This window comes from Mycobacterium sp. 4D054 (genome assembly GCF_052245755.1).
Taxonomy (GTDB): Bacteria; Actinomycetota; Actinomycetes; order Mycobacteriales; family Mycobacteriaceae; genus Mycobacterium.
Genome location: NZ_JBQQCF010000029.1, coordinates 41,779 through 63,378, shown reverse-complemented (window position 1 = coordinate 63,378; position 21,600 = coordinate 41,779). Strand labels below are relative to the sequence as shown.

General features: G+C 69.5%; 21 protein-coding genes. 12 read left to right on the top strand and 9 right to left on the bottom strand.

The annotated features are described in order from the left end of the window. The gene (locus ACTWP6_RS20090) at nucleotides 1-1,143 is read left to right on the top strand and encodes an acetate kinase (protein WP_443188593.1); all 1,143 of its coding nucleotides are present in this window, start codon (nucleotides 1-3) and stop codon (nucleotides 1,141-1,143) included. Here the strand turns inward: ACTWP6_RS20090 and ACTWP6_RS20085 are convergent. The 4 genes from ACTWP6_RS20085 to glnX form a co-directional block, all read right to left on the bottom strand. Next, complete coding sequence (locus ACTWP6_RS20085; protein ID WP_260756715.1) at nucleotides 1,063-1,521, bottom strand: STAS domain-containing protein; 459 nt, start codon at nucleotides 1,519-1,521, stop codon at nucleotides 1,063-1,065. The two genes, ACTWP6_RS20090 and ACTWP6_RS20085, sit on opposite strands and share 81 nt — an antisense overlap. Nucleotides 1,522-1,786: 265 nt before the next feature. Further along, complete coding sequence (locus tag ACTWP6_RS20080; protein WP_260756716.1) at nucleotides 1,787-4,075, bottom strand: serine/threonine-protein kinase PknG; 2,289 nt, start codon at nucleotides 4,073-4,075, stop codon at nucleotides 1,787-1,789. Then, complete coding sequence (locus tag ACTWP6_RS20075) at nucleotides 4,075-5,073, bottom strand: glutamate ABC transporter substrate-binding protein (RefSeq protein WP_443188592.1); 999 nt, start codon at nucleotides 5,071-5,073, stop codon at nucleotides 4,075-4,077. Before ACTWP6_RS20075 ends, ACTWP6_RS20080 begins: the two co-directional genes overlap by 1 nt. Next, nucleotides 5,073-6,392: a protein kinase G-activating protein GlnX gene (gene glnX / locus ACTWP6_RS20070; protein WP_260756718.1), complete on the bottom strand. Its 1,320-nt coding sequence runs from the start codon at nucleotides 6,390-6,392 to the stop codon at nucleotides 5,073-5,075. Before glnX ends, ACTWP6_RS20075 begins: the two co-directional genes overlap by 1 nt. A gap of 157 nt (nucleotides 6,393-6,549) precedes the next feature. Here glnX and ACTWP6_RS20065 point away from each other — a divergent pair, with 157 nt between their 5' ends. After that, a complete protein-coding gene (locus ACTWP6_RS20065; RefSeq protein WP_260756719.1) occupies nucleotides 6,550-7,041 on the top strand; it encodes an NUDIX hydrolase in 492 nt (163 codons plus the stop codon). On the opposite strand, the gene thiE is transcribed toward ACTWP6_RS20065, so the two are convergent. Beyond that, complete coding sequence (gene thiE / locus ACTWP6_RS20060) at nucleotides 7,025-7,687, bottom strand: thiamine phosphate synthase (RefSeq protein WP_443188591.1); 663 nt, start codon at nucleotides 7,685-7,687, stop codon at nucleotides 7,025-7,027. The genes ACTWP6_RS20065 and thiE overlap by 17 nt on opposite strands. A gap of 136 nt (nucleotides 7,688-7,823) precedes the next feature. On the opposite strand from thiE, the gene thiO reads away from it, so the two are divergent. The 9 genes from thiO to ACTWP6_RS20015 are packed head-to-tail and all read left to right on the top strand — an operon-like array spanning nucleotide 7,824 to nucleotide 16,107. Continuing rightward, nucleotides 7,824-8,840, top strand: a complete 1,017-nt coding sequence (gene thiO, locus ACTWP6_RS20055) for a glycine oxidase ThiO (protein ID WP_260756721.1) — start codon at nucleotides 7,824-7,826, stop codon at nucleotides 8,838-8,840. After that, complete coding sequence (gene thiS / locus ACTWP6_RS20050) at nucleotides 8,837-9,034, top strand: sulfur carrier protein ThiS (protein ID WP_260756722.1); 198 nt, start codon at nucleotides 8,837-8,839, stop codon at nucleotides 9,032-9,034. Before thiO ends, thiS begins: the two co-directional genes overlap by 4 nt. Nucleotide 9,035: 1 nt before the next feature. Then, on the top strand, nucleotides 9,036-9,806 hold the full coding sequence (locus ACTWP6_RS20045; RefSeq protein ID WP_443188590.1) for a thiazole synthase: 771 nt from the start codon (nucleotides 9,036-9,038) through the stop codon (nucleotides 9,804-9,806). After that, a complete protein-coding gene (locus ACTWP6_RS20040; RefSeq protein WP_260756723.1) occupies nucleotides 9,803-10,567 on the top strand; it encodes an SGNH/GDSL hydrolase family protein in 765 nt (254 codons plus the stop codon). The genes ACTWP6_RS20045 and ACTWP6_RS20040 overlap by 4 nt, the downstream gene beginning before the upstream one ends. Next, nucleotides 10,564-11,469 carry an ATP-binding cassette domain-containing protein gene (locus ACTWP6_RS20035; protein WP_443188589.1) on the top strand — a complete coding sequence of 302 codons (906 nt, stop codon included), beginning with the start codon at nucleotides 10,564-10,566 and terminating at the stop codon, nucleotides 11,467-11,469. Before ACTWP6_RS20040 ends, ACTWP6_RS20035 begins: the two co-directional genes overlap by 4 nt. After that, nucleotides 11,466-12,221 carry an ABC transporter permease gene (locus tag ACTWP6_RS20030; RefSeq protein ID WP_443188588.1) on the top strand — a complete coding sequence of 252 codons (756 nt, stop codon included), beginning with the start codon at nucleotides 11,466-11,468 and terminating at the stop codon, nucleotides 12,219-12,221. Before ACTWP6_RS20035 ends, ACTWP6_RS20030 begins: the two co-directional genes overlap by 4 nt. Nucleotides 12,222-12,231: 10 nt before the next feature. Then, on the top strand, nucleotides 12,232-13,143 hold the full coding sequence (locus ACTWP6_RS20025; RefSeq protein ID WP_260756726.1) for an alpha/beta fold hydrolase: 912 nt from the start codon (nucleotides 12,232-12,234) through the stop codon (nucleotides 13,141-13,143). Between the two features lie 34 nt (nucleotides 13,144-13,177). Then, a complete protein-coding gene (locus ACTWP6_RS20020; protein WP_260756727.1) occupies nucleotides 13,178-14,653 on the top strand; it encodes a M28 family metallopeptidase in 1,476 nt (491 codons plus the stop codon). Continuing rightward, nucleotides 14,650-16,107: a M20/M25/M40 family metallo-hydrolase gene (locus ACTWP6_RS20015; RefSeq protein ID WP_443188587.1), complete on the top strand. Its 1,458-nt coding sequence runs from the start codon at nucleotides 14,650-14,652 to the stop codon at nucleotides 16,105-16,107. The genes ACTWP6_RS20020 and ACTWP6_RS20015 overlap by 4 nt, the downstream gene beginning before the upstream one ends. Here the strand turns inward: ACTWP6_RS20015 and ACTWP6_RS20010 are convergent. Further along, complete coding sequence (locus ACTWP6_RS20010; RefSeq protein WP_443188598.1) at nucleotides 16,073-17,350, bottom strand: uracil-xanthine permease family protein; 1,278 nt, start codon at nucleotides 17,348-17,350, stop codon at nucleotides 16,073-16,075. The two genes, ACTWP6_RS20015 and ACTWP6_RS20010, sit on opposite strands and share 35 nt — an antisense overlap. Nucleotides 17,351-17,369: 19 nt before the next feature. Further along, the gene (locus ACTWP6_RS20005) at nucleotides 17,370-18,602 is read right to left on the bottom strand and encodes an APC family permease (RefSeq protein ID WP_396884985.1); all 1,233 of its coding nucleotides are present in this window, start codon (nucleotides 18,600-18,602) and stop codon (nucleotides 17,370-17,372) included. Nucleotides 18,603-18,624: 22 nt separating this feature from the next. On the opposite strand from ACTWP6_RS20005, the gene ACTWP6_RS20000 reads away from it, so the two are divergent. After that, nucleotides 18,625-19,851 (top strand): TetR/AcrR family transcriptional regulator, encoded by a 1,227-nt coding sequence (locus ACTWP6_RS20000; protein WP_443188586.1) that lies wholly within the window; start codon nucleotides 18,625-18,627, stop codon nucleotides 19,849-19,851. On the opposite strand, the gene ACTWP6_RS19995 is transcribed toward ACTWP6_RS20000, so the two are convergent. Then, nucleotides 19,818-20,084 carry a hypothetical protein gene (locus ACTWP6_RS19995; RefSeq protein WP_260756730.1) on the bottom strand — a complete coding sequence of 89 codons (267 nt, stop codon included), beginning with the start codon at nucleotides 20,082-20,084 and terminating at the stop codon, nucleotides 19,818-19,820. The two genes, ACTWP6_RS20000 and ACTWP6_RS19995, sit on opposite strands and share 34 nt — an antisense overlap. Nucleotides 20,085-20,093: 9 nt before the next feature. Beyond that, on the bottom strand, nucleotides 20,094-21,584 hold the full coding sequence (locus tag ACTWP6_RS19990; RefSeq protein WP_443188585.1) for a flavin-containing monooxygenase: 1,491 nt from the start codon (nucleotides 21,582-21,584) through the stop codon (nucleotides 20,094-20,096). Nucleotides 21,585-21,600: the final 16 nt, after the last annotated feature.

Genomic DNA, 21,600 nt, shown 5'->3' with positions numbered 1-21,600 from the left:
ATGACACGCTCGGTGCTGGTGCTTAACACCGGTTCGTCGTCGGTGAAATACGCTGTGGTGGAACCGGATTCAGGTGCGCTCGTCGCGGACGGCATCGTCGAGCGGGTCACCGACCATGCCGCGGCGATGCAGGTGGTGTTCGAGTCGCTGGCCTCTGACGGCCACCACCTCGATGAGCTCGGGCTGGTCGCGGTCGGGCACCGCGTCGTGCACGGCGGTCCTGACCTCTATCAGCCCACCGTCATCGACGACCAAACCATCACCCGCCTACAGGAACTGTCCGCCCTTGCGCCGCTGCACAATCCGCCGGCCATCCTGGGAATCGAGGTGGCCCGCCAGGCGCTGCCGGACCTGCCCCACGTCGCGGTGTTCGATACCGCGTTCTTTCACGACCTGCCGCCTGCGGCGGCCACCTACGCGATCGACGCGGACGTCGCCGAGTCCTGGCGCATCCGCCGCTACGGGTTCCACGGCACGTCGCACCAGTACGCCAGCGAACGGGCCGCCGAGTTCCTTGGTGAGCCGCTGGACTCGCTGAGCCAGATCGTGCTGCACCTCGGCAACGGCGCATCGGCGTCGGCGATCGTCGGGGGAAGGCCGGTCGAGACCTCCATGGGGCTGACCCCGATGGAGGGACTGGTGATGGGAACCCGGTCCGGTGACGTGGATCCCGGCGTGATCTTCTACCTGTGGCGCACGGCCGGGATGAAGGTCGAGGACATCGAGACGATGCTGAACAGGCATTCCGGGGTGCGCGGTCTCGGCGGTGAGGTCGACTTCAGGGAACTGCACCGCAAGATCGAGTCCGGTAACCCCGCAGCGCAACTGGCCTACGAGGTGTACATCCACCGGCTGCGCAAGTACATCGGCGCCTACCTGGCGGTACTGGGTTCGGCCGATGTCATCACGTTCACGGCCGGCGTCGGCGAGAACGACGCGGCGGTCCGGCGCGACGCGCTCTCCGGTCTGACGGCGTTCGGCATCGAACTCGACGAGCACCTCAACGAGAGCCCGGCCCGGACGGCCAGGCGAATTTCCCCGGAGGGGGCGCCGACGGCGGTGCTAGTTATACCCACCAACGAGGAGTTGGCGATTGCTCGGGCGTGTGCGGGAGTACTTGGCGCTGGGCTCGGCGACGGGTAGCTCACGTTGCGGATCGCAGATCCGGAGCAGGCGGCGGACGTGAGTTCCCGCGAGCAGTCTCCAGCGAACGCCGCTTCGGGCACAGACGACGTTGATGTTCGACAGTGCGGCGAAGCCGGAGGCCGCGAAGAACTCGACGGTCTGCAGGTCCAGGATCAGCTTGCGGGCCCCCGCCAGACGCTTCTCCACGTAGCACGCGAGCGCCATGCTGTTGACGGCGTCGATCTCTCCGTGGATCGTCACCAGGACGCTCGACGGTGGCAGCTCGCAGGCGGAGAACGTGGCCCGGTGGTGTTCCTCGCGCAGTTCGAACGAGGTGGGATCCGGCCGGAAGAACCGCTGTGTGCTGGGGGCCGGCAGTGGATCTGGTGCGGACATGTGGACTCCCCTGGACGAAGTCGAAGTCAGGTGGCAGGCCCTGGGTCTCAAAGCTGCGCCGATGAAGTCACCTGGTAGTGGCGCCACGATACTACGGAATCAGTGGGCTGACCATATGTCGTTGTGAATCACATGTATGTGCGTTAACCAGCACGTTTGGCCATATGTCAGTACTGCCGAGTCGCGGCAACCGGCGAAGGCGTCAATATCTGGACCTCCAGCAACGGATTCCGTAGTTGCCGGAGCGGTGCCGGGCGGTGCCGGATCAGAACGTCGACATCGGGCGCACGCTGTTGGCCAGGTCGACCAACGCGTACCGGTGGGCCTGGGTGGGCGCCACGCGGGCCAGGCTCCGCAACGAGGCCTCGACCCCGAGCTGCAACCCGTGCTCGGTGAACGGGAAGCCCAGAATGTGGTTGGTGCTGGCGGTGTTGTCCGCCAGCCAGTCCATCGCCGTGCCCAGCACCAGCGCCCGGATCTGCAGCACCCTGGGTTCGGTGTCGGGCAGCGCCTCCACCCGGCGCGCGGCGTCACGGATGTGCTGTTCGGTGATCTCACCGCTGGACCGACCGGACAGCAGCGTGACCGCGCTGGTCAACCGGGCGGTGGTGAAATGTCTTGAGGTGGCAGGTACTTCGTCGAGTGTGCGGACCGCGGCGTCCCGGTCTCCAGCAGCCGACTGCGCACGGGCCAATCCGAAACCGGCGGAGATCACCCCGTGGTCGGTGGACCAGACGGTGTCATAGAACTTGCGCTCGTCCGCGGTGCCGGCCAGTTCGGCGGTGGCGGCCAGCGCCAGCTTCGGGGCCAGCTCGCCGGGCAGGGTGTCCAGCACTTCGGTGAAGTGCTTTGTGGCGGAGTCATAATCGGCGGTCAGCAGCTCCGACACGGCCCGGAACCAGACCAGCCGCCAGCGCCATCCGATCCGCTCGGCGAGTTCGTCGAGCTTGCGGGTGGCCTTGGCGACGTCACCGAGATCCAACAGCGCGCGGACCTCCATGAGCGGCAACTCCACCGACTCGCTCAGGTCGATGCCGTCGGAGTCCAGCGCGCCGTGTCGGGCGGCGCGCAACGAGTCCAGCGTCTGCACCGGTTGGCTCAGCAGCGTCGCCGACAGCACGGTCGCCCCGACATCGGTGGGGTCGACCAGCGGCACCTGGAGAGCCCGGACGATCTCCTGGGCGGTCAGCTTCTCCGAGTGCACCTGACCGTCGAGGTACACATCGGTGTGGGCGACCAGCAGATCCACCCCGAACGTCGAGCGTGACGGGCTGAAGGTGGTCGACAGACCGGGCCGGGGCACCCCGGTGTCCTTGGCCACCACCTCGCGCAGCACACCCATCAGCTGGCTGGACATCTCCTCGGCGCTCTGGAACCGCCGCCGCGGATCGGGGTCGATCGCGCGCCGCAGCAGCCGGCCGAACGAGTCGTACTCGCGCAGCACCGGATCGTCCTCGGGCAGTCCGTCGACGTAACGGCCCTTGCGGGTGCGCAGCTTCAGTGTCAGCGCGGCCAGCGTGCGACCCACCGTGTAGATGTCCGTGGCCACCGTCGGGCCGGTCCGGACGATCTCCGGGGCCTGGTAACCCGGTGTGCCGTACAGGTATCCGAAGGAGTTGATCCGAGACACCGCGCCCAGGTCGATCAGCTTGAGCTGGTCCTCGGTCACCATGATGTTCTCGGGTTTGAGGTCGTTGTACACCAGGCCCAGCGAGTGCAGATAGCCCAGGGCGGGCAGGATTTCGAGCATGAAGCCGATCGCCTCGGCGACGGGCAGCAGCGTCCGTTCGGTCTTGCGGTGGTGGGTGGCCTGTTTGAGCGACGTCCCGCCCACGTACTCCATAACGATGTAGCCGACCGGGTTGCCGTGCTTGTCGTCGTGCTCGACGAAGTTGTAGATCTTCACGATCCCGGGATGGGTCACCTCGGCCAGGAACTGCCGCTCGGCCATCGCGATCGCCTGCGCCTCGGCGTCACCGGAATGCACGAGTCCCTTGAGCACCACCGGGCGGTCGTTGACGTTCTTGTCGAAGGCCAGATACACCCAGCCCAGCCCGCCGTGGGCGATGCAGCCCTTGATCTCGTACTGGTCGGCGACGATGTCGCCGACATTCAGCTGCGGCAGAAAGGAATAAGCGCTGCCGCAGTGCGGGCACCAGCCTTCGGAGGGGGCCTTGCCATCCTTGGTTGATCGGCCCACGGGCCGGCCGCAGTTCCAGCAGAAACGTTTCGACTCGGCCACCACGGGATCGGTCATCAACGCGGCCAACGGATCCCGGGCCCGGACCCGCGGGATCTCGACCAGCCCGCCGCCCAGTCTGCGGGTCGGCGACATGTAGCGGGTCACCGTCGTGGTGTTCAGCTGCGGCTCGGTGTCCCCGGTGTGGAACTGCGCGTCGTCGTCGTCATCGTCGTCGTCGAAGAAGTTGGGCCGAAACACCGCCTGGGTCGCCATCGGCCGCGCCGTCGACATCGTGTCGTCGGCCAGGTCCGAGAAGTTCGCGGGCTGGGTACCCGGATCGCCGTCTAAGGTGGTGTCGTCGTGTTCGGCCATCAGTCCGTGTACCTCGCGACAGGGGGCCCGGGAGCAGGTCCCAGCACGGTCAACCACTTGCGGTACAACGTGTTCCAGGTGCCGTCGCTCCGGATGCGCTGCAGCGTGCCGTTGACGTAACGCACCAGTGCGGTGTTCTCCAGATTGATCCCGATGCCGTAGACCTCCTCGTTCAGCGACGGCCCCACGATGTGCAGGTACGGATCCTGGGACACCAGCCCGGCCAGGATCGAATCGTCGGTGCTGACCGCGTCGACCTGCCGCTGCTGCAGCGCCACCAGGCAGTCGGCCCAGGTCACCACCCCGACGATGATCGGCGGCGGCGTGATCTGCTGAATCCGTTCCAGCGACGTGGTGCCCTTGGCCACGCAGACCCGCTTGCCGGACAGGTCCGACGACTGGCGGATGTTCGAATCCCGCGGCGCCAAAATGCGCTGGTTGGCGGTCAGGTACCCGGTGGAGAAGTTCACCAGCTTCTTGCGCTCGCACGTGATCGTCATGGTTTTGACCACGACGTCCACCTCGTTGTTCTGCAGCGCGGCGATGCGGTCGGCCGAGGCCAGGATGCGGTACTCCACCTGCGACGGCGTGCCGAAGATGTCGCGGGCGATCTCGCCGGCGATGTCGACGTCGAAGCCGGTGATCTCACCGGTGATCGGGTCGCGGAAGCTGAACAGGTTGCTGCCGATGTCCAGACCGACGATCAGGCGTCCGCGCGCCTTGATGTTCGCGACCGCCTTCTCGGCGTCCTTCTCGTTGTCGAACGGGCGCAGGCTCTCCCTCGGATCGCAGTCGTCGTCGGCCCGGGCCGGCGGCTTCGCCGGCTCCGGCGGCATCTCCTCGAAACCGGCCGGGGTGGGCGGCGCGAGGATCACGGTCGGCGTGGGCACCACCGGCGACGTCTGCGCGCACCCGGCCAGCAGCAGCACCGCCGCCAGCGCCGCGCCCAGGACTTTCGCGCTCATCACCTGCTGTCTGTTCTTCGCGCAAGCGCTCATCACCGGTACTCGCTCAATCTCGGCCAGATCCCCAGCGCCACCGCCACGGCCGCCACGACCGACAGCGCGGCGGCGCCCACGGTCGCGCCGGACAGCACCCGACGGGCGTTGACGATCTCGTTGCGCAGCTGGGTGCGGCTCTGCTCGATGCCCTTGCTCAGCGCCTCGTCGAGCTTGTTGAACGCCGGCGTGGAGTCGTCCTCGCCGGTGCCCAGCGCCACCTGCGTCGCGGCCTGGTAGTTGCCGACCGCGATGTAGGCCGAGATCCGGTCGTCGGCCGCACGCCACCGGTCCAGCAGTGTGGCGGCATCGGCGAGGTCGGTCTTGTCGATCGAGTCGTCGCGTGCCAGATACCTCGCCAGCTGCTCCTTCATGTCCTCGATGCGCTGGTAGTAGGACTGCTTCCGCAGGTCCTCGTCACCGCGGCGGATCAGTGACAGGGTCTCGTCCGCTCGCGCCTGCTGCGCGGTGATCGCGAGCGTGGTGACCGTCTTCAGCGATTCGGCCGCGGTCTCCTTGGCGCTGCGGCTGTCGGCGGTCGAGATCACCAGCGCCGTGCCGACCCACATCAACATGATCAGCACCGCCAGCCCGCCGGCGACGAAACCGATGTTGACGCGGCGGCGGGTCCGCTTGGCCAGCCACCGGTTGGCGAACACCCCGAACAGCAGAGTCGCGACCACCACCAGAATCACCGGCGTCGGGATGCGGGTCGACGCGGTGGTCTCGGCGTCCACCCGCGCCGAGGTCTCCTCGTAGAGCCGCTGCGCGTCGGGCAGGATCTTCTCCTGCATCAGCGCCGACGCCTCCGACAGGTAGGACGAGCCGACGGGATTTCCGGCACGGTTGTTGGTCCTGGCCGTCTCGACCAGCCCGGTGTACACGGCCAGCCGTGCGTTGATCCGGCCCAGCAACTGGACCAGTGACTCCTCTGTGAGGCCGCTGGACGCCCGTGTCACCGCGACCGACGCGTCGGTGATGGCCTGCTCGTAGCGTTGCCGCACCGCCCGCGGCTCGGCGCCGGCGATGAACGCGGTGGCCGCCGCGGCGTCGGCGACCGACAGCGTGGTGTAGAGCTGCCCGGCCGCGAACGACAGCGGCTCGGTGTGGTTGAGCACCGTCGTCAGGGCCTGCTGGCGGTCGTTGATCGTGGTCGAGGTCGCGAACGCGCTCGCGACGACCAGCGCTGCGAGCACCAGCCCGATGGTCAGGATGCGTCCGGGCGTGGTCCACAGGAACCACCACCGCGGATGAGACGCAGCTGTCGGCGACCGCGACGCAAGAGGCTCGGTCGAGGGGTGCGCCAACTCCACAGTCACGTCTGCGCGGACCTCATCCTGGTCTCGATCTCTCCGGTGGTCGTTCGGCCACAAACTCTAGCTACCGCGAATTCTATGAGGGAATTCTAAGAGCTCATCGGTCGGCGTGCGGGGATTCACGTGTCAAGAATCCGGACGCGTTCCCTATCCTGAACGCGTGCGTGGAGACGGGGACGGCTGGGTGGTGTCGGCGACCGGCAATGCCTACTGGGGCCGGCACGGCGCCGCCGGGCTGCTACTGCGGGCGCCCCGCCCGGACGGGTCGGCCGCCGTACTGCTCCAGCACCGCGCGCCGTGGAGTCACCAGGGCGGCACGTGGGGGTTGCCGGGCGGTGCCCGTGACAGTCACGAGACCCCGGAACAGGCGGCGGTGCGGGAGGCGCACGAAGAGGCCGGGCTGCCTCCGGAGCAACTGACCGTGCGGACCACGGTGGTCACCGCCGAGGTGTCCGGATGGACCTACACCACGGTGATCGCCGACACCTCCGAAGAACTCGACACCATCCCCAACCGGGAGAGCGCGGAGCTGCGCTGGGTCGCCGAGGACGAGGTCGCCGACCTTCCCCTGCATCCCGGCTTCGCCGCGAGCTGGCAGCGTCTGCGCGAGGTCACGGCCGCGATCCCGCTGCTGGTCAACCCGCAGCGCTGAGCATTCCGGCCAGCGTTTCGGCCGCCGCCTTCGGGTCGTCGGCCGCGGTGATCGCCCGCACCACCACCACCCGCCGCGCCCCGGCCGCCAGCACTTCCGGCAGCCGGTCGGCGTCGATGCCCCCGATCGCGAACCACGGTTTGTCGGTGCCCAGCGCGGCGGTCGCCCGCACCAGGTCCAGCCCCGGGGCGGGTCGGCCCGGTTTCGTCGGCGTCGGCCAGCACGGCCCGACGCAGAAGTAGTCGACGTCTTCGGCCGCCGCGGCCCGCGCCTGGTCCAGGTCGTGCGTCGAGCGCCCGACCACGCGGTCGCCGATGATCTCCCGCGCCACACTGAGCGGCAGGTCGTCCTGACCGAGGTGCAACACGTCGGCGCCGGCCGCGCGCGCGATGTCGGCGCGGTCGTTGACCGCGAGCAACGCCCCGTGCCTGCGGGCCGCGTCGGCGAGCACCTGCAGCGCGTCGAGCTCCTGGCGCGCCTCCAGCGGCCCGAACCGCTGCTCGCCCGGCGACCCCTTGTCGCGGAGCTGGATGATGTCCACGCCGCCGGCCAGCGCCGCGTCGGCGAACTCGGCGAGGTCGCCGCGATCACGGCGGGCGTCGGTGCACAGGTACAGCGAAGCGCTCGCTAGTCGGGGTTCACGCACACTCGAACGCTAGCGCCGGCGCGACGTAGGCTGGTAGCCGACCACACGGGAGTCCCGGGTACGGGGACTGAGAGTGAGTCCGCCGACTCTTACCGTCACACCTGATCCGGGTCATGCCGGCGAAGGGAGCCAGTGAATGCCCACCCAGACCCGCGGGACGCTTGCCGTCGTCGGGGGCGGTGTCATCGGGCTCGCCGTGGCACGGCGGGCGCTGCAGGACGGCTGGGCGGTCCGCGTGCACCGTGCCGAGCAGGCCGGCGCGTCCTGGGTCGCCGGCGGCATGCTCGCCCCGCACAGCGAGGGCTGGCCCGGCGAGGAACAACTGCTGCGGATCGGCCTGGAATCCCTTCAGCTGTGGCATGACGGCTTCCTCGACGGGCTGCCGCCTGAGGTCGTCACCGCGCGCCGGTCGCTGGTCGTCGCCGTCGACCGCGCGGACGCCGCCGACCTCAGGACCGTTGCGGGGTGGTTGTCCGAACAAGGTCACCCGGTGACGCCGACCACGTCGGCGCGTGATATCGAACCCCTTCTCGCCCAAGGTATCCGGCACGGCTTTGTGGCCGACACCGAACTCGCCGTCGACAACCGCGCCGTCGTCGCCGGCCTCGCCGCCGAGTGCGAACGGCTCGGCGTGCAGTGGGCCCCGCCGGTGCCTTCGCTGGCCGAGACCGGTGCCGCCGACAGCGTCGTGATCGCCAACGGCATCGACGCCCCGACGCTGTGGCCCGGGCTGCCGGTGCGCCCCGTCAAGGGCGAGGTGCTGCGGTTGCGCTGGCGTCGCGGGTGTCTGCCGGTGCCGAAACTGGTGGTGCGCGCCCGGGTGCACGGCCGTCAGGTCTATGTGGTGCCGCGTGCGGACGGCGTCGTGGTCGGCGCGACGCAGTACGAACACGGCCGCGACACCGCGCCCACGGTGAGCGGCGTGCGGGATCTGCTCGACGACGCCTGCGCGGTGATGCCCGCTCTCGGCGAGTACGAGCTCGCCGAGGTCGGCGCCGGTCTGCGGCCTATGACGCCCGACAACCTGCCGCTTGTCGGCAGGGTCGACGAGCGCACCCTTGTCGCCGCGGGGCACGGTCGGTCGGGTTTCCTGTTGGCGCCGTGGACGGCGCAGACGATCGCCGCCGAGCTGGAAGGAGCACTGGTTCGATGAAGGTCACGGTCAACGACGAAACGGTGGAAGTCGACGAGAGCACGACGATCGCCTCGTTACTGGACGGCCTCGGCTTCCCCGAGAAGGGGATCGCGGTCGCGGTGGACTGGTCGGTGATCCCGCGCTCGCAGTGGGACACCGCGCTTTCCGACGGCGCCAAGGTCGAGGTGGTGACGGCGGTGCAGGGTGGCTGACGTGTGCACCTCTTTCTCGGCGGGCAAGCTGAGCATCGCCGGCCGCGAGTTCGGCTCCCGGCTGATCCTCGGCACCGGCGGCGCCGCGAACCTCGCGGTGCTCGAGTCGGCGCTGGTGGCCTCGGAGACCGAGCTGACCACGGTGGCGATGCGCCGCGTCGACGCCGACGGCGGCACCGGCGTGCTGGATCTGCTGACGCGGTTGGGCATCACGCCGCTGCCCAACACCGCCGGTTGCCGCGGAGCCGCCGAAGCGGTGATGACGGCGCAACTGGCCCGCGAGGCGCTGCACACCAACTGGGTCAAACTCGAGGTGATCGCCGACGAACGCACCCTGCTGCCCGACGCGCTCGAATTGGTCAGGGCCGCAGAGCAACTGGTCGACGATGGGTTCGTGGTGCTGCCCTACACCAACGACGACCCGGTACTGGCAAAACGGCTGGAGGACACCGGCTGCGCGGCGGTGATGCCGCTCGGTTCCCCGATCGGCACCGGCCTGGGCATCGCGAACCCGCACCACATCGAGATGATCGTCGACCAGGCCGAGGTCCCGGTGATCCTCGACGCCGGCATCGGCACGGCCAGCGACGCGGCGCTGGCGATGGAATTGGGCTGTGACGCGGTGCTGCTGGCCAGCGCCGTCACCCGCGCCGCCGATCCGCCCGCGATGGCCGCGGCGATGGCCGCCGCCGTGCGGGCCGGGTATCTGGCCCGCCGGGCCGGCCGCATCCCGAAGAGGTTCTGGGCGCAGGCGAGCAGCCCGGCCCTGTGAACAGATATGTGGCCCTGGGCAGTTCGATGGCCGCCGGGCCGGGCATCGGGCCGCGGGCACCGGGCTCCCCGCGCGCGGCGGGCCGATCGGCGCGCAACTATCCGCACCTGGTCGCCGACGCGCTGGGTCTGGACCTGACCGACGTCACCTTCTCCGGGGCGACGACGGCGCACGTGCTGCGCGAGACCCAGCACGGCGCACCACCGCAGATCCGCGCGCTCGACGGCACCGAGTCGCTGGTGACGGTGACGATCGGCGGCAACGACGCCGGTTACGTCCCGATGCTTTTCGCGGCTGGGCTGCCGCGGGCACTGCGGTCGGTGCCGCTGCTCGGCAGCCGGTTGCGCGACCTGCTGGACCCGGCGGCCCGCTACCTGGCGCTCCGGGAAGCCGGCAGTGCCCTGATCGAGGTCGGACACGAGATCCGGCGGCGGGCACCGCGGGCCACCGTATTGTTCGTGGACTATCTGACGCTGCTGCCGGCCACGGGCGACGCGCCGCCGCTGCGCGCCGCGGAGCTGACGCTGGGCAGGCACATTGCGGACACGCTGGAACAGCTCACGGCCGACGCCGCCCGGGCCAGCGGGTGCGGCCTGGTGCGCGCGGCCGAAGCGAGCCGCGATCACCACGCCTGGTCAGCGCAGCCCTGGACCACCCTGCCTGCCAGATTCGGGCTGCCCGTGCCGGGCCGGCCGGCGCCGCTGCATCCCAACGCCGCGGGCATGCGCGCGGTCGCCGACCTTGTGGTGGCCGCCGCGTGATCGAACTGACCGCGCTGAGCAAGACCTACGGCTCGACGCGGGCCGTCGACGGGCTGACGTGCACGATCGAACCCGGCGTCGTGACCGGGTTCCTCGGCCCCAACGGCGCGGGCAAGACCACCACGATGCGGATCATCCTCGGCCTCGACCACCCGACCTCGGGCACCGCCACCATCGACGGCCGCGCCTACCGCCGGCTGCGTGACCCGCTGCGCACCGTTGGTGCGCTGCTCGACGCCCGGCAGATCCATCCGAACCGCACGGTGCGCAACCATCTGCGCTGGATCGCCGCCAGCAACGTGCTCGGCAGACGCCGTCCCGACGAGGTGCTCGAGACGGTGGGGCTGTCCTCGGTGGCCGGCTCCCGTGCCGGCACGCTCTCGCTCGGGATGAGTCAGCGCCTGGGCATCGCCACGGCGCTGCTGGGCGATCCGCCGGTGCTGCTGTTCGACGAACCGGTCAACGGCCTCGATCCCGAGGGCATCCACTGGGTCCGCACCCTGATGCGCACGCTGGCCGCAGAAGGCCGCACTGTGCTGGTGTCCAGCCACCTGCTCTCGGAGATGGCCAACACCGCCGATCGGCTGGTGGTGATCGGCAAGGGCCGGCTGATCGCGTCGACCACGGTGTCGGAGTTCGTCGGGCGCTCCGGTGCCGCGACGGTACGCGTGCGTAGTCCGCGGCTGCCGGAGCTGCACGCCGCGCTCACCGCGGCCGGGTTCACCGTTGCGGCCGAACCAGACGCCCTGACCGTGCGGGACGCCACCACCGACGCCGTCGGTGAGGTCGCCGCGGCGCAGTCGATCGCGCTGCACGAACTGAGCGCACACCACGTCTCGCTCGAGCAGGCCTACCTGGCTTCCACCGACGACGCCACCGAGTTCCGGGCAGGGTCCCGATGAGGCGCGCCGCCGCCGTCCTCGACGCCGAACGGATCAAGCTGACCACGCTGCGCTCACCGCTGTGGGCGGCCCTGGCGGCCACCGCGCTGAGCGTAGGGCTCGCCGCGCTGCAGACCTCGGTCGCCTCCGGCTACGCCCGGCTGACCGTGCCCGAGGCGGCGCTCGGAGTCGCGGTGTTCGGCATTCCGGTGTTGATGATCGTCGCGGCGATGACGGTGACGGGGGAGTACCGCAGCGGGCTGATCGTGCTCACCTTCCTGGCCACGCCTGGCCGCACACTGGTGATATGCGCCAAAGCTGTTGTCAGCGCCGTCTTCTCAGCGGCCTGGGCGGCGGTCATGGTGCTGGGCGCGGTGTCGGCCGCGCGGCTGACCGCCGATCCCGGCGTCGCGGCCGCGCTGACGGTGCCGGCCACGCTTGGCTTCGCCGCGAAAGTGGCGTTGTACGCGGCGTCGGCAGCCGTGCTCGGAGTCGGGGTCGCGGTGTTGTTCCGGCACACCGCCGGTGCGGTGACCGTGCTGCTGCTGTGGCCTCTGCTGGTGGAACCGCTGCTGGCCAACCTGCCCGGCCGCGGCTGGCAGCTCGGCCCCTACCTGCCGTTCGGCAACGCGCTGCGATTCCTCGACGTGCAGTGGCTGTACCCGGGGTTCGTCATGCGGTGGGGCCCGGCGGGCTCGCTGGTGTGCTTTGCGGTCCTGGCCGGCGCCGTGTTCGTCGCGGCGGTCATCACCGTCAACCGGCGCGACGCCTAGCATGGCGCAGGTGACCGCACCGCAGACGCTCGAACTCGATCTGCCGCACCTGAAGGTGACCGCGCTGGCCTGGGGTCCGCCAAACGGTCGGCTCGCCTTGTGTCTGCACGGGTTCCCCGATAGCGCGTGGGGGTGGCGAAAGCTGGCTCCGCTGCTGGCCGAACGCGGTATGCGGGTGGTCGCGCCGTTCTCGCGCGGGTACGCGCCGACCGGACCCGCGCCCGACGGCGACTATCACATCGGTGCGCTGATGTACGACGCGCTGGCGGTGCACCGCGGGCTCGGTGCGCCCGAGGACGCGGTGCTGATCGGCCACGACTGGGGTGGGTTCACCGCAGGCGCCCTCGCGGCGTACCCGGAATCGCCATTCGCCGAGCACATTACGATCGCCGTACCGCCGATCGGTGCGGTCAGGCGCATGCGCGGTTCGCTCGGCCGGCAACTGCGGATGATGCCGCGTCAGCTGCGTAACAGCTGGTACATCCTGTTCTTCCAACTTCCGCAGCTGCCCGAACGCGTTCTGTCGCGCGTCATTCCGAGGCTGTGGCAGGACTGGGGACCCGCCGGCCATGACACCGGCTCCGAGTTGGACGACGCGCTGGCCGCGCTGCCCAGCCCGGTCCACCGCCGCGCGGCGGTGGGCTACTACCGCGCGCTGGTGCGGCCGTCGCGGCCGGGGCAGAAGTATGCCGAGTTGCACCACCACTGCTTTGCGATGCCGCGGGTGCCGGTCCTGCACGTCCATGGCGAGCAGGACGGCGCGATGCGGGCCGAGTACGTCGAACCGATCGGCGCGGCGCTGCCCCCGGGCAGCAGGGTCGTCATGATCCCCGGGGCCGGGCACTTCGTCCAGATCGAGCGACCCGAGGACACCGCGTCGGCGGTTCTGGGCTTTCTCGGTGACCGCACCGGTCCGCGCTAACGTGGGGGTCGTGATCCGGACGAGACTCGTGGCCATGGCGGCCGTCCCCGTGCTGGCCCTCGCGGGCTGCGGACGCGACGCCGCCCCGGCGCCCCAGCCGGTCCGGGACACCGGCGCGGCCACCGAGTTCGCCGACGCGCTGTCGCGCAAGATCACCGCCGACGCGCTGATGGCGCACCTTGACCGGCTGCAGGAGATCGCCGACGAACACGGCGGCAATCGCGCCCTGGGCAGACCCGGATACGACGCGAGCGTCGACTTCATCGCGAAAGCTCTGCGGGACAAAGGCTTCCAGGTTGAAACGCCGGAGTTCGAGGTGCGGATACCGTGGGCCGAGGAGCCGTCGCTGACGGTGGCGGGCAGCAAGGCCGAGGCGCGGCCGCTGCAGTTCACGATCGGCACCGGGCCCGAAGGGGTCTCCGGTCCGCTGGTCGCGGCGCGTGCCGAGGACACCCCGGGCTGCACCGCCGAGGACTACGACGGGCTGCCGGTCCGGGGCGCGGTCGTGCTCGTCGACCGCGGCGCCTGCCCGTTCGGCGGGAAACAGGCCGTGGCCGCCGAGCGCGGTGCGGTGGCGCTGATCGTCGCCAACAACGAGGGCGGTCCCGACATGGGTGCCGGCACCCTCGGCGAAACCACCGACGTCAAGATCCCGGTCATCTCAGTCAGCAAGGAGGTCGGTGAGCAGCTGCGCGCGCAGCAGGGGGCGACCACGGTGATCAACCTGAACGCCGGGGTTCGCCAGGAGCGGACCCGCAACGTGATCGCCCAGACCACGACCGGCTCGACCGCCGACGTCGTGATGGTCGGTGCCCACCTCGACAGCGTCGAGGAGGGGCCCGGGATCAACGACAACGGTTCCGGGGTGGCCGCGGTACTGGAAACCGCGCTGCAGCTGGGCACTTCGCCGGATGTGGCCAACGCGGTGCGGTTCGGGTTCTGGGGCGCCGAGGAGCAAGGTCTGCTGGGCTCCACCGACTATGTGGCGTCGCTGGACGACGAGGCGCTCAAGGACATCGCGCTGTACCTCAACTTCGACATGATCGGTTCCCCGAACCCGGGTTACTTCACCCTGGACGGCAACCAGTCCACCAGGCCCGGACCGGGTGAGGGCGTGCCCCGGGTGCCCGAGGGGTCGGCCGGCATCGAGCGCACGCTGACCGCCTACCTGGACCGGGCCGGTAAACCGGGACAGGACACCTCCTTCGACGGCCGATCCGATTACGACGGCTTCACCAGAGCGGGAGTGCCTGTGGGAGGCCTGTTCTCGGGGGCCGAAGACAAGAAGTCCGCCGAACAGGCCGAGCTGTGGGGCGGTGAGGCCGACCAGCCGTTCGACCCGAACTACCACAAGGCCACCGACACGATCGGAAACATCGACAGGACCGCGTTGCAAATCCACGGCGGCGGCGTGGCCTTCGCGGTCGGGCTGTATGCCCAGGACCAGCGCGGGCGCAACGGGATTCCGGTGCGCGAGGACCGCGTCCGGCACAAGCTGACCACACCATGACCGGCCGGTGGGCGGCCGTGGTCGTGGTGGGCGCGCTGGTCGCGGCGTGCGCGCCGGGCAGCCCGCCGCCCGCGCCGCAGCTGGGACCCGAACTCGCCGACAAGGTCACGATCGACGGGGTCTACCGGCACCTGGTCGAGTTTCAGAACATCGCCGACGCACACGACGGCAACCGGGCCGACGGCACACCCGGCTATCAGGCCAGTGTCGACTACGTCGCCCAACTCCTGCGCGACAACGGCTTCGACGTGCAGACCCCGGAGTTCGAGCGGCTGTCCGGCTCGAAGGGCGGGAGTCCCGCCCTGACGGTGGCCGGCCGCGACTTCCGAGTGGACCAGGCCTCGCTGCTGATCACCACCGTGCCCGGCGGGCTGAAGGCGCCCACGTTGCGGCCGCGCAGACCGGCCGGGTGCGCGGCCGCCGACTACGGTGACGTGTCGGTCGCCAAGGCCATCGCCGTCGTCGACGACACCGGATGCTCGGTCGTCGACAAACACCGGGTCGCGCTGCAGGAAGGCGCGGTCGGCATGCTCGTGGTCAGCCAGGCCACCCCGACGAGGCCGACCGGCTCACCGCCGACGCTGTTCACCACGGCGTACTACACCGAGCTGACCATCCCGGTCGGGGTCATCGACCCGGCCGCGGACGCCGCGCTGCGCCGCACCGAATCGCCGGTCACCCTGGTTCTGGACAACGAGCCGGTGATGACGAAATCCCGGAATGTCGTCGCCCAGACCACAACCGGCGACACCCGCAACGTCGTCATGGTCGGTGCCCACCTCGACAGCGTCCGTTCTGGTCCTGGGATCAACGACAACGGCACCGGCGTGGCCGCCGTCCTGGAGACGGCGCTGCAACTCGGCGGCGCGCCGGACACCGCCAACGCGGTGCGTTTCGCGTTCTGGGGCGCCGAGGAAGTGTCGATGGACGGCACCAAGAAGTATTTGGCGTCACTGGGTGATGAGCAGCTTGACGACATCGCGATGTACCTGAACTTCGACATGCTCGGCTCGCCGAATCCCGGATATTTCACCGATGACGGCGACCAGTCCGCACAGACCGGTGAGATCGTCCCGGCGCCAATGGGTTCGGCGGGTATCGAACGCACCCTGGCCGCCAGGCTGAATACGGCGGGGGTGCGCCCGGCGGACATCCCGCTGCAGCGGATCACCGACTACGAGCCGTTCCTGGCCGCGGGCATCCCGGTCGGCGGCCTCACCACCGGCTCGTCGCAGCGCAAAACCGATGTGCAGGCCCGACTCTGGGGTGGCAAGGCCGGAGCGCCCTTCGACCCCAACTACCACACCCGCGGCGACACCATCGACAACATCGACCGCGAGGCTCTCGCGGTGATGGCGTCGTCGGTCGCATTCGCCGTCGGCACCTACGCGCGGTCGATCGAGGGTGTCAACGGCGTGCCTACCCGTGAGCAACGGGACCGGCGGACGCCGTAGCCTCGCGCTGCCGGAATCCCAGCAGCCGCATGCCGTGGTAGATGAGCAACGCGGCGATCGAACCCAGCGCGATCCCGGTGAACGTCAATGATCCTGCGCTCCAGGTGAAGTCGGCGATGCCGATGATCAGCGGGATGGCGGCCGTCATCTGGTTGATCGGCTTGGAGAAGTCGACCTGGTTGGTCAGCCAGATGCGCACGCCCAGGATGCCGACCAGGCCGTAGAGCACCACCGTCGCTCCACCGAGCACCCCGGCCGGGACCGCGACGATGACCGCACCGACCTTCGGGCACAGCGACAACGCGACCGCCACCAGCGCGGCCACCCAGTACGCGGCCGTCGAGTACACCCGCGTCGCCGCCATCACCCCGATGTTCTCCGCGTAGGTCGTCGTCGCCGACCCGCCGCCGAACCCGGCCAGCGTCGTCGCGACACCGTCGGCGGCCAGGGCGCGCCCCATCAACGGGTCGAGGTCCGTCTTGGTCATCTGGCTCACCGATTTCACGTGCCCGATGTTCTCGGCGATCAGCGCGATGACCGCGGGCAGGAACATCGGCAGCACCGACAGCGTGAACGTCGGCGTCTGAAACTCGGGCAGACCGATCCAGGGCGCGGCCGCGATGCCTGAGGTGTCCACCTCGCCGAGCAGCAGCGCCAGCACGTATCCGGCGGCCACCGCGACGAAGATCGCGAGCCTGCCGATCATCCCGCGGAAGAATGCCAGCGCGGCGACGAGCAGCACCAATGTCACCAACCCGAGCAGCGGACCCTGCTCGAAGTTGGTCTTCGCCGCAGGCGCCAGGTTGAACCCGATCAGCGCGACGATCGCACCGGTCACGATGGGAGGCAGCGCGATGTCGAGCCAGCGGGTACCCACCACGTGCACGACACCGCCGACCAACACGAGCAAAAGGCCCACCGCGACGATCCCGCCCAGCGCGCTGCCGGTGCCCTCCGACGCCACCGCCGCCGTCACCGGAGCGATCACCGAGAAGCTCGACCCCAGATAGCTGGGCAGCCGGTTGCCGGTGATCAGCAGGAACAGGATGGTGCCGACCCCGGAGAACAACAGGGTCGTGGCGGGTGGGAACCCGGTGAGCACCGGCACCAGGAACGTCGCACCGAACATCGCGACGACATGCTGGGCGCCGAGGCCGACCGTGCGTGGCCAGCTCAGCCGCTCGCCCGGTGCGACGACGAAATCCGGATCCGAGCGCGAATCCACCTGCTGCCACGTCTTCATTGGGAAAGCCACGGTGCGACTACACACCATGACGGTGCGCGCCGCCAGTCCAGTAGGCGAGCACGCCGATCAGGACCACCACCGCGCCGGCCAGCACGGACGCCGGCGGGAGCGTGAATGCCAGGGCCAGACAGCCGGCCAGGCCGACGGCAGGCACCAGGCGGTGGCCCAGGGTCCATGCCGACGCGTTGGCGATCGCGTAGTAGAGCAGAACTCCGAACGACGAGAACCCGATCGCGGCCCGCACGTCGACCAGCGCGGCGACCACCGCGACGACCAGCCCGACGGCGACCTCGGCACGGTACGGCGTGCCGTGCCGCGGATGCACGGCGGCCAGGCGCATCGGCAGGTGCCCGTCGCGCGCCATCGCCAGCACGGTGCGCGACACCCCGAGCAACAGCGCCAGCAGTGCACCTGTCGCCGCGACCGCCGCGGCGACACCGACCACCGGGGCCAGCGCCGGAAAACCGGCCGCGCGCACCGCATCCGACAAGGGCGCGGTGGCCGACGCCAGTCCCGCGACGCCGAGTGCACCGACCACGGCGACCGCCACCAACGCGTACACCGCCAGTGTGAGTGCCAGTGCGAGCGCGACCGCCCGCGGGATCGTCCGCGCCGGGTCGCGCACCTCCTCGCCGAGGGTGGCGATGCGGGCGTAGCCGGCGAACGCGAAGAACAGCAGCCCCGCCGCTTGCAGCACGCCGTAGGCGCTGACGCCGGGACCGGGCACCAGCTCAAACCCGTGGCCGGCGCCGAACAGTACGACCACCACCACCGTCAGCACCGCCAGTACCAGCGCCACGATGATGCGGGTGAGCGCGGCGGACCGCTGCACCCCGGCGTAGCTCAGCGCGGTCAGCGCGATCACCGATGCGGCCGCCACCGCGTGGGCGTGGGCCGGCCACACGTACGCCCCGACCGTCAGTGCCATCGCCGCGCACGACGCGGTCTTGCCGACGATGAAGCTCCAGCCCGCGGCGTGACCCCAGAAGGGCCCCAGCCGTTCCCGGCCGTAGACGTAGGTGCCGCCCGACTGCGGGTAGCGCGCCGCCAACCGGGCCGACGACATCGCGTTGCAGACGGCGACCACGGCGGCGACAGCGAGCGCGGCGAGCAGCCCGTCGCCCGCGGCGGCCGCGGCCGGCGCCAGCGCGACGAAGATGCCCGCCCCGATCATCGACCCGAGCCCGAGAGTGACGGTGTCGAATAATCCGAGACGCCGCCGCAATGCCGACTCATCGGGCGAGTTCACGGACCCACGATATCGTGGGACGGTGGCGAGCACCGCCGGGGAAAACGGCATCCGACGTCGGCCCAAGGACCGTAAAGCGCAGATCGCGCGCGCGTCGGCCGAAGCATTCAGCGCGCTGGGCTACCACGGCGTGAGCATGGAGATGATCGCCTCCCGCGTCGGCATCTCCGCCGCCGCCCTGTACCGGCACTACGCCGGCAAGTACGAGTTGTTCCGCGACGCCGTGCTCAACCTCGGTCAGCAGTTGGTGGACGGCACCGCGGACATCGACGGGGACGACCCGCAGGAGGTGCTCGACCGGTTGGTGTCCGCGTTGACCGACACCGCGCTGGCCAACCGCAGCTCGGGAGGCCTGTACCGCTGGGAGAACCGGTATCTGCGCGGTGAGGACCAGGCGACCCTGCTCGAACAGATTCAGACCGTGCATGGACGGATCCACCGGCCGCTGGCGGTGTTACGGCCGGAGCTGAGCGACGGGCAGCTGTCGATCCGGTCGACGGCGGTGCTCTCGATCGTCGGCAGCATCGTCGACCATCGCGCGAAACTGCCTGCCGCGCAGGTGCACCGGCTGTTCGCGCAGATCTGCCGCGAGGTGCTGGCCGCCGAGCCGACGGGTGACCCGCCGCGCGTCCGCGTCGGGCCGGCGCCGGTGCGGCCGGCGGTTGAGGCGTCGAAATACGAAGCGCTGCTGACGGAGTCGATGCGACTGTTCAACCGCAACGGGTACCGAGACACCACGATGGAGGAGATCGCCTCGGCTGTCGGGATACCGACTTCCGGCATCTACAAGTACTTCTCGGGCAAAAGTGACATCCTCGCCGCGATCTTCCGGCGCGCCGCCGATCGAGTGTCGGCCGAACTGACGTCGGTCGTCGCGACGGTGTCAGACCCCGAGGAGGCGCTCACCGCGGTCATCGACGGCTATGTCGAGCGGACCTTCGATCAACCCGAGTTGGAGTGCGTCTACTACAGCGAGCGCCTGAACATGTCCGCCGCCGACCAACGCATCGTGCGGGACCTGCAGCGTGCCACCGTGGAGTCCTGGGTCGAGCTCGTCGTCGCGGTGCGGCCGGAGTGGAGCGCCGCCGAGGCGCGCTTCGCCGTGCACGCCGCCATGGCCCTGGTGGTCGACCTGGGACGCCTGGTCCGCTACGCGGATTCCGAGGACGCCAGGCAGACCGTGCAGGGCCTGGTGGACGTGACGCTGCTGGGCCGCTACCGGTTACGGGCGACGTTGCCGGCCAAGTAGAGCAGATAGCCCACCAGCCCGAACAGGGCCAGCTTGCGCGTCTTCGGGTAGGCGAGGCCGAGACCGACGGCGGTCTCGATGCCGCCGTCGATGTACACGTGCTGCCGGGTGTCGGTCGGGAACGCGGGCTTGGTCAGACCCTCGTAGAGAGCGGGGGCGACGAAGTGCGAGACCCCGGCACCGGCGAGGAGCAGTCCGGCGATAGTGGCGACGCGTGAGTTTTCTTTGGGCACAACCGGATACTAGACGATCTGGTAGTCGCTGAGCGGGAAGGTCGAAGCTTCTGTGATGGCGTTCTGCGTCGACATCGGCCGAAGCAGACTCGGTTCGCCGTGCGGGTTGAAATAGTACGAGCGCGATGCCGCACAATTGCCCAGCGTCCACAACGAGTCACCGAGCAGTTCGGTCATCTTGTCCAGGTACGCGGTGTTGGCCTGCTCGGTGACCTCGAAGGTGGTGGCGTGGCGGCGCTTGAGCTCACCGAAAAGCCGGTCCATCAACCGCATCTGGTACTCCATGGTGTTGAAGAAGTTGAGACCCAGGAACGCGTACGGACTGGCCAGGCTGAGGTAGTTCGGGAAGTAGGGCATCGACACGCCCTGGTAGGCCTGGAACCGGTTCTCCCGCCACCACTTCCCGAGGTTGCGGCCGTCCCGGCCGATCACCTCGATGGCCGGGAAGTTCGCCTCCCACAGGTCGAATCCGGTGGCCAGCACCAGGGTGTCGATGACGGTCTTGGAGCCGTCGGCGTTGACGATCCCGTCGGCGGTGACCTGCTCGATACCATCGCTCTGCAGGTGCACGTGCGGGCGGGTGAACGTGCGGAAGTACTTATTGGAGAAGGTCGGCCGCTTACATCCGATGTCGTAGTCCGGTGTCATCCGGCGGCGCAGGTCCTTGTCCCGGATCTGGATGAACTGGTTGATCTTGCACAGGTCCATCGCGGAGATGTTCAGGCGGCGGAACAACGGGACGCGGTAGTGCACCACACCGACGTTGATCATCGTCTCGTAGACGGTGTCGGTGATCGCGCGAATGATGCGCTGCGTCCACGGCATTCGGGCGAACAGCCGCTTGGCGCGTTCGGAGAACCGGAAGTCGACCTTGGGTGCGACCCAGATCGGGGTGCGCTGGTAGACCGTCAGGTCGGCGGCCTTGTCCGCGAGTTCGGGAATCAACTGCACCGCGGTGGCACCGGTGCCGATGACGGCGATCCTGTCGCCGGTCGGGTCGTAGGAGTCGTCCCAGGCGGTGGTGTGGATGATCCGGCCGTCGAACTCGGTGATGCCCGGGATGTCGGGCATGCGGGGCTGGGACAGGAATCCGGTGGCGGTGACCAGGTACCGCGTGGCGAGTGTGGAGCCGTCGGCGAGGTTGACCCGCCACAGCTTGGCGTCCTCGTCCCAGCGCGCACCCTCGACCGTGACCCCGAAGCGCATGTGGCGGCGTACGTCGTACTTGTCGGCGACGTCGTCGGCGTACTGCTTGATCTCCGCGCCGGTGGAGAACAGCCGCGACCAGTTCGGGTTCGGCTCGAAGAAGTAGGAATAGGTGGTCGTCGGGACGTCGACCGCGAGACCCGGGTAGTGGTTGACGTACCACGTGCCGCCGAGGTCATCCTCTCGGTCCAGGATCACGATGTTCTCGATGCCCATCCGCCTGAACTGGATGGCAGCACCGATACCGGCGAAGCCGGCTCCCACGATGACCGCCTCGAAGTGCTCCGAAGCCATGGCGCAACGGTACCCG

Bases quoted from the DNA above. Each gene is read 5' to 3' on its own strand.
- ACTWP6_RS20010 (WP_443188598.1), bottom strand. From the start codon at position 17,350: ATGAAGACGTGGCAGCAGGTGGATTCGCGCTCGGATCCGGATTTCGTC.
- ACTWP6_RS20030 (WP_443188588.1), top strand. From the start codon at position 11,466: ATGAGGCGCGCCGCCGCCGTCCTCGACGCCGAACGGATCAAGCTGACC.
- ACTWP6_RS19990 (WP_443188585.1), bottom strand. From the start codon at position 21,584: ATGGCTTCGGAGCACTTCGAGGCGGTCATCGTGGGAGCCGGCTTCGCC.
- ACTWP6_RS20090 (WP_443188593.1), top strand. From the start codon at position 1: ATGACACGCTCGGTGCTGGTGCTTAACACCGGTTCGTCGTCGGTGAAA.
- ACTWP6_RS20020 (WP_260756727.1), top strand. From the start codon at position 13,178: ATGGCGGCCGTCCCCGTGCTGGCCCTCGCGGGCTGCGGACGCGACGCC.
- thiS (WP_260756722.1), top strand. From the start codon at position 8,837: ATGAAGGTCACGGTCAACGACGAAACGGTGGAAGTCGACGAGAGCACG.
- ACTWP6_RS20080 (WP_260756716.1), bottom strand. From the start codon at position 4,075: ATGGCCGAACACGACGACACCACCTTAGACGGCGATCCGGGTACCCAG.
- ACTWP6_RS20085 (WP_260756715.1), bottom strand. From the start codon at position 1,521: ATGTCCGCACCAGATCCACTGCCGGCCCCCAGCACACAGCGGTTCTTC.
- ACTWP6_RS20075 (WP_443188592.1), bottom strand. From the start codon at position 5,073: ATGAGCGCTTGCGCGAAGAACAGACAGCAGGTGATGAGCGCGAAAGTC.
- thiO (WP_260756721.1), top strand. From the start codon at position 7,824: ATGCCCACCCAGACCCGCGGGACGCTTGCCGTCGTCGGGGGCGGTGTC.
- ACTWP6_RS20015 (WP_443188587.1), top strand. From the start codon at position 14,650: ATGACCGGCCGGTGGGCGGCCGTGGTCGTGGTGGGCGCGCTGGTCGCG.